Raw genomic sequence first — 6622 nt, forward strand, 5'->3', positions numbered from 1 at the left:
ACAGCACGTGCACGCTGATGCCGGTGTCGGTGCGGCAGGAGACCTCCATGCCGGGGACGAAGGTGATGCCCAGCGTCGCCGCCGCCGCCGCTGCCCGGTCCCAGCCCGCCGTCGAGTCGTGGTCGGTGAGGGCGACGGCGTCGAGGCCCGCGGCGGCGGCGGACGCGATCAGGACATCGGGGTCCTCCGTGCCGTCCGAGACGTTGGAGTGGGTGTGCAGGTCGATTCTCACCGGACCCAATCTACGCGCCGGCGGGGTTCAGGCCTGCCTGCGGCACGGCGTCGCCGCGGGGCACGGACTTTCCCGCGGTACGGCGACGGTGAGACGATGGCGGGGTGAGCACCGACGACACCGCCCCCGCATCCCTAAACCCCACCGACTCGCCGGAGGGCCAGCCGCTGTCCGACCGCAACGAGAACCGCTCCCAGCGGCCGGACTCGGACGCCTTCAAGGCCTTCATGGCCAGCAGCTGGGCACCGGCGTCGGAGGACCTCCCGGCCGCAGCGCCCGTCGCGGCGCACGCCGCCCGCCGTCGTCGCGCCGTCTCCGACCGCTTCCCCGGCGAGCGCATCGTGATCCCGGCCGGCCCCTTCAAGGTCCGTTCCAACGACACCGACTACCGCTACCGTCCGCACTCCGGATTCGCCCACCTGACCGGACTCGGCCTCGACCACGAACCCGACGCCGTGCTGGTCCTCGAACCGGTGGAACAGGGAACGGGGGACGACGGCGGGAACCACACGGCCACGCTGTACTTCCGGGAACTCGCGGGACGCGACAGCGCCGAGTTCTACGCGAATGCGCGCTACGGCGAGTTCTGGATCGGCCAGCGCCTCTCGATGGCGCAGATCCGGGCCCAGCTCGCCCTCGCGACGGCGGACCTCGCCGAGCTCGAGGTGGCGATCACGAAGGATGCCGGCGTACCCGAGATCGGTGGGGTGAGCATCCGCCTGCTCCGGGAGGTCGACTTCAATGCCGATGCGCTCGTCGACACCTCCCGGATCAACACCGGAGTGGACCTCGAGAAGGCGGACGCCCTCGATGCGGTGCTCGCCGAGGCGCTGTCCGAGCTGCGGCTCATCAAGGACGCCTGGGAGATCGAGCAGATGGAGGCGGCGGTCGCCGCCACCGTCGGCGGGTTCCACGAGGTGGTCCGCGCCCTCCCCCGGGCCATCACCCATCCCCGGGGCGAGCGCGTGGTCGAAGGCGCGTTCTTCGCCAGGGCGCGCGAGGAGGGCAACGACCTCGGCTACGACACCATCGCGGCATCGGGGAACAACGCGACGACGCTCCACTGGATCCGCAACACCGGCCAGGTCAGGGCCGGCGAACTGCTGCTGCTGGACGCCGGGGTGGAGGCGGAGAGCCTCTACACCGCCGATATCACGCGCACCATCCCCGTGAACGGGCGGTACACCGAGACGCAGCGCAGGATCTACCAGGCCGTGCTCGATGCCGCCGATGCGGGTTTCGCCGCGGCACAGCCGGGCCGGAAGTTCCGGGAGGTCCACCTCGCGGCCGTCACGGTCCTGGCGGAGAACCTGGACCGGTGGGGACTCCTCCCGGTATCCCTCGACGAGGCGCTCTCGCCCGAGGGGCAGCACCACCGTCGCTGGATGCCGCACGGCACGAGCCACCACCTGGGCATGGACGTCCACGACTGCGCGCAGGCCAAGCGCGAGCTGTACCTGGACGGGATCCTCACCGAGGGCATGGTCTTCACCATCGAACCGGGCCTGTACTTCAAGGCGGAGGATCTCGCGGTCCCCGAGGAGTACCGCGGGATCGGTGTGCGCATCGAGGACGACGTGCTGATGACCGCCGACGGGCCCGTCAACCTGAGCGCGGCCCTGCCCCGGAGCCCGGACGACGTCGAGGACTGGATGGCCGGCATCTGGGGCAGCACCGGCGAATAGCCCCGGGGCGGGAGCCCACCCCGTTCATGAAAGAAGGCAGGGACCCGAGGGTCCCTGCCTTCTTTCGGAACTGCCTTCTCCGGCCCCGTCCGGCGGTCGTCGTCGGTCGCTCCCCAGCCGCTGCTGTCCGGCCGCTGCTACCCCTGGTGCGGTCCCCCGGCCGAGCTGGAGCCGTGGGTCCCGGGCCGTCCGTCCTCCACGGGACCGTCCTGCCCGTCGTCCGCCGACTGCACCGGGGCCTCCGTGGCCCCCGGCGCGCCGGGCTGGTCCTCGACGCGCACACCGTACTGGGGCCGGCCGTCGGGAAGGTCGGGGAACTGCCCCCTGCGCGGACCGCTCGTGCCGGGAGGGGCGGTCTGCCCCTCGGCCGTCCCCGCCTGCTGCGGCTGCTGCTGCCCCGGGAAGGGATCGTTCCACGACGCGGGCCGCTCGGGCGCCTGCCCGGGCGCCTGGCCGGATGTCTGCCCGGGTGCCTGGCCGGGTGCCTGTCCCCAGGCGGAGGGGTTCGCGCCGGGGTGCTGGGCCTGCCCGTTCATCGGGAGCTGCTGCAGCAACCGGCGTGCGTCGGCCGCCACGCTCGGATCGACGATGACGTCGTAGCTCGTCGCGATGACCTGGCTCGTGGAGGTGAAGTCACGCTTGCCGCGCTGGAACGCGTAGGTGATGACGCCGAACAGCAGCCAGAAGATCGCTCCGAGCGCGATCGACGACGTGATGGTGACGCCGGTCTCGCTGCCGGCGAAGAGGCTCAGGATCACACCCACGAAGAGGCCGAACCAGGCGCCGGTCGCGGCACTGCCGAGCGCCACCCGCGGGTAGCTGAGGCGCCCGGTGACGCGCTCCACCGTCTTGAGGTCGTTGCCGATGATCGCCACCCGCTCGACCGCGAACTTGTGGTCGGCGAGGTAGTCCACGGCCTTCTGGGCATCGAGGTACCCCGTGTACCGGCCGATGGTCTCGCCCGTGGGCAGCACCCGGCCCAGGTCGCGGGAGGCAGTGGTTCCGAGAGGTGGTGTCGACATGCATCCCATTCTTGCGTACTGCTCGATCACGTGGGAGGAGTATCGCCCGCGGTGAACTCCCGCCTCCCCCGCCACCGGCAGGGAGGGCCCGCCGCAGATGCCGTACCGCCGCCGGCGGTCCGACCGACCGTCGCGATGCCGTCCCGATGCCGTCCCCTCGTGCGGCGGCGGATAGCCTAGAGCTGTGACTAACAACCCGACCCGCGTCTTCGTCGCCCGACTGCTGGGGCTCGATGTGTTCGATCCCCTGGGTGACCGCCTCGGCCGCCTCCGGGACGCCGTCGTCCTCGACCGCGGCCCGACCAGGCCTCCGCAGGTCGTGGGCCTCGTGGTCGAGGTTCCCGGCAAGAAGCGCGTGTTCGTCCCCATGACGCGCATCACCTCGATGGACCCGTCCCAGATCATCTGCACCGGCCTCGTCAACCTCCGCCGCTTCGAGCAGCGTGGTGCGGAGATGCTGGTGGTGGCCGAGCTCTTCGACCGACGCCTCACCCTGCGTGACGGAAGCGGCAGCGCCGTCGTCGAGGACATCGCGATGGAGCGCAACCGTGCGGGCGACTGGCACGTCTCCCAGCTGTTCGTGCGACGCGGCGGATCGACCTCCCCCCTGCGCGGCCTGCGGCGCGGCGGCGAGCGCCTCATCATCGACTGGCTCGACGCCTTCCACGGCACCACGGACGAACCGCAGGGCGCCACCCAGTTCGTCGCCCAGCACGACGACCTCAAGCCCGCCGACTTCGCCGACGCGCTCCACGAGATGAACGACAAACGGCGCATCGAGGTCGCCGGCGAGCTCCAGGACGACCGCCTCGCGGACGTCCTCCAGGAACTGCCCGACGACGACCAGGTCCAGATCCTGCAGTCCCTGACCCGCGAGCGCGCGGCCGACGTCCTCGAGGAGATGGACCCCGACGACGCGGCCGATCTCCTCAACGAGCTCCCCGAGGCGCAGAAGGAGGAGCTCCTGCAGCTCATGGAGCCCGACGACGCCGAGGACGTGCGCCGCCTGCTCGAGTACGAGGAGGACACCGCCGGTTCCCTCATGACCACGGTGCCCGTCATCCTCCCTCCCGAGGCGACCGTCGCCGAGGCGCTCGCGCACGTCCGCCGGGAGGAGCTGACCCCGGCCCTCGCCTCCTCGATCTTCGTCTGCCGCCCGCCGCTCGAGACGCCGACGGGGCGCTACCTCGGCGTCGTGCACATCCAGCAGCTGCTGCGCTACCCGCCGCCCGAGCCGCTCGGCAACATCATCGACACGGACCTCGAGGCCGTGGGCGACCAGGCGAACGTGAGCGAGGTGTCGAGGATCCTCGCCACCTACAACCTGAACTCGCTGCCGGTGGTCAACGCCGACGGCAGGCTGGTGGGCGCCGTGACCGTCGACGACGTGCTGGATCACCTGCTGCCCGACGACTGGCGGGCCCAGGACGACACATCCGGACCGACACGAGGTGACCGCCGTGGTTGAGAGGATCAAGTCGAATTCACGCGGACTGGATACGCCGCGCGAGACGCGCAAACGCTTCCTCCCGCGCCTGCGACCGAACCCGGACCGCTTCGGCAGCGGCACGGAGAACATCGCCCGTTTCATGGGCACGCCGCAGTTCCTCTTCTACATGACGGTCTTCGTCGCGGTCTGGCTGACGTGGAACACCGTCGCTCCGGCGAACCTGCGCTTCGACAGCGCGGCCCTCGGGTTCACGGCACTGACCCTGATGCTCTCCCTGCAGGCTTCCTATGCGGCACCGCTGCTGCTTCTCGCGCAGAATCGCCAGGACGACCGCGACCGCGTCTCCATGCGTGAGGACCGCCAGCGGGCGGAGCGGAACCTCTCCGACACCGAGTACCTCACGCGGGAGATCGCGGAGCTGCGCATCGCCCTGCGCGAGGTGGCGACACGCGACTACGTCCGGTCCGAGTTGCGCTCCGTCCTCGAGGAGCTGCTCGAGACGACCGACGGACAGGAACTGACCCTGCAGAAACGCAGGCCCCGGAAGCCCTCGGAGAGTACGGTGGCGCTGCCGAAGGTCCAGCCTGCCGGGAGGAAACCCGTCCGGTGAGTGCCGCCCTGCCCGTCGAGGAGGCCGTGCGGAACGCCCTCACCTCGGTGATCGACCCCGAGCTGCGCCGTCCCATCACCGAACTCGGCATGGTCGACGCGGTCGCCGTCGAGGGGCGCACCGTCCGGATCCGGGTCCTCCTGACCATCGCCGGGTGTCCCCTGCGGGACACCATCCGGCGGGACACCGAGGCTGCCCTGTCCGTCGTGGAGGGCGTCGACGACGTCGAGGTGGAGCTCGGCGTGATGGACCAGGCCCAGCGCGACGCCCTGAAGGAGCAGCTGAAGGGCGCCGGCGGCCGTCGCGGGATCCCGTTCAACGAGCCGTCATCCCTCACGCGCGTCTACGCGGTCGCCAGCGGGAAGGGCGGTGTCGGCAAGTCGAGCGTGACGGTGAACCTCGCGGTCGCGATGGCGGCGCAGGGGCTCCGCGTGGGGATCGTGGACGCCGATGTCTACGGGTTCTCGGTCCCCGCCCTCCTGGGCATCACGCAGCAGCCCACCCGCGTCGACGAGCTGATCCTGCCGCCCGTCGCCCACGGCGTGAAGGTCATCTCCATCGGCATGTTCGTCGACGGCAACCAGCCCATCTCCTGGCGCGGGCCGATGCTGCACCGGGCGCTCGAGCAGTTCCTGACGGACGTGTACTTCGGTGACCTGGACGCCCTGTTCCTGGACCTGCCGCCGGGCACGGGCGACATCGCCATCTCCGTGGCCCAGCTGCTGCCGTCGTCGGAGCTCCTGGTCGTCACGACCCCGCAGAGCGCTGCCGCCGATGTCGCCGAACGCGCCGGCGCCATGGCCGCGCAGACCGGTCAGCGAGTGGCCGGCGTCATCGAGAACATGTCCTGGCTCGAGCTGCCCGACGGCGGGCGGCTCGAACTCTTCGGCGCGGGAGGTGGAAGCACCCTCGCAGCGAGGCTGACGGACACGCTCGGCACCGAGGTCCCCCTGCTCGGCAGCATCCCGCTGGAGATGGCCCTGCGCGAGGGCGGCGACGCCGGCACTCCTCTCGTCCTCAGCCGGGACGGCTCGAGGGCCCGTGCGGAGCTGGAGGCGATCGCCGCTGTGCTCGCCCGTCGCCCACGGGGCCTGGACGGACTGAAGCTGCCGCTCAGCCCGCGCTGACGAGAGGCGCCGCCGAGCGGAGCGCCATGCCCCGGGTCTAGGTGGCCTCGAGGTCGTACGGAGCGGACTGCCCCGACCCGAGGCGGGGGCCGAACGGCACGGTCGCATCCGGACGGACGGCACCGGCGGCTGCCACCGCGGGAGCAGGGGCGGCCTTCGGGGCGCCGCTGCTCACGGGCTTGAAGACGTCCTCGATGTCGTCGAGGAGGGCTTCCTTGATGATCCGGCGGGGATCGTACTGGCGTGGGTCGAGCTTCCGCCAGTCGACCTCGTCCAGTTCCGGACCGACTTCCTCCCGGAGCTGCTCGCGCGCACCCGAGGCCATGCGGCGCAGGCCCTTGACGAGACGGGCGAGCTGGGCGGCGTACTCCGGAAGACGCTCCGGGCCGAGCACCATGACGGCGATGATCGCCAGGACCACGAGTTCGAGGCCGTTGATTCCCAACACGTGAAAAGACTACCTTCCCGGCCTGCGCCGACCACATTCGCCGCCACC

7 protein-coding genes are annotated in these 6622 nt (G+C 71.1%); 4 read left to right on the top strand and 3 right to left on the bottom strand.

The window, feature by feature from the left end; all coding sequences use genetic code 11:
* The coding region (locus CVO76_RS08025) for a PHP domain-containing protein (protein ID WP_208741589.1) at window positions 1-232 on the bottom strand (232 nt) is incomplete at its 3' end.
* Between the two features lie 104 nt (window positions 233-336).
* Here CVO76_RS08025 and CVO76_RS08030 point away from each other — a divergent pair.
* Window positions 337-1917, top strand: a complete 1581-nt coding sequence (locus tag CVO76_RS08030) for an aminopeptidase P family protein (RefSeq protein ID WP_208741590.1) — start codon at window positions 337-339, stop codon at window positions 1915-1917.
* 137 nt (window positions 1918-2054) lie between these two features.
* Here CVO76_RS08030 and CVO76_RS08035 read toward each other — a convergent pair whose 3' ends face one another.
* Entirely contained in the window at window positions 2055-2939 is an 885-nt protein-coding gene (locus CVO76_RS08035) for a general stress protein (protein ID WP_208741591.1), read from the bottom strand.
* Window positions 2940-3123: 184 nt separating this feature from the next.
* On the opposite strand from CVO76_RS08035, the gene CVO76_RS08040 reads away from it, so the two are divergent.
* From CVO76_RS08040 to CVO76_RS08050, 3 genes are read left to right on the top strand one after another with little or no spacing between them, the layout of a single operon-like run.
* Window positions 3124-4407 carry a magnesium transporter gene (locus CVO76_RS08040; RefSeq protein ID WP_208741592.1) on the top strand — a complete coding sequence of 428 codons (1284 nt, stop codon included), beginning with the start codon at window positions 3124-3126 and terminating at the stop codon, window positions 4405-4407.
* Window positions 4400-4999 (top strand): DUF1003 domain-containing protein, encoded by a 600-nt coding sequence (locus tag CVO76_RS08045; protein WP_133080983.1) that lies wholly within the window; start codon window positions 4400-4402, stop codon window positions 4997-4999. The genes CVO76_RS08040 and CVO76_RS08045 overlap by 8 nt, the downstream gene beginning before the upstream one ends.
* Window positions 4996-6126 carry an Mrp/NBP35 family ATP-binding protein gene (locus CVO76_RS08050; protein ID WP_208741593.1) on the top strand — a complete coding sequence of 377 codons (1131 nt, stop codon included), beginning with the start codon at window positions 4996-4998 and terminating at the stop codon, window positions 6124-6126. The genes CVO76_RS08045 and CVO76_RS08050 overlap by 4 nt, the downstream gene beginning before the upstream one ends.
* A 37-nt stretch (window positions 6127-6163) precedes the next feature.
* Here CVO76_RS08050 and CVO76_RS08055 read toward each other — a convergent pair whose 3' ends face one another.
* Window positions 6164-6574 (bottom strand): Sec-independent protein translocase TatB, encoded by a 411-nt coding sequence (locus CVO76_RS08055; RefSeq protein ID WP_208741594.1) that lies wholly within the window; start codon window positions 6572-6574, stop codon window positions 6164-6166.
* Between the last annotated feature and the right edge of the window lie 48 nt (window positions 6575-6622).

The organism is Arthrobacter agilis, from assembly GCF_002953615.1.
Classification (GTDB): Bacteria; Actinomycetota; Actinomycetes; order Actinomycetales; family Micrococcaceae; genus Arthrobacter_D; species Arthrobacter_D agilis_B.

Excerpts from the sequence above, each read along its gene's own strand:
- CVO76_RS08035 (WP_208741591.1), bottom strand. The coding sequence starts at position 2,939 with ATGTCGACACCACCTCTCGGAACCACTGCCTCCCGCGACCTGGGCCGG.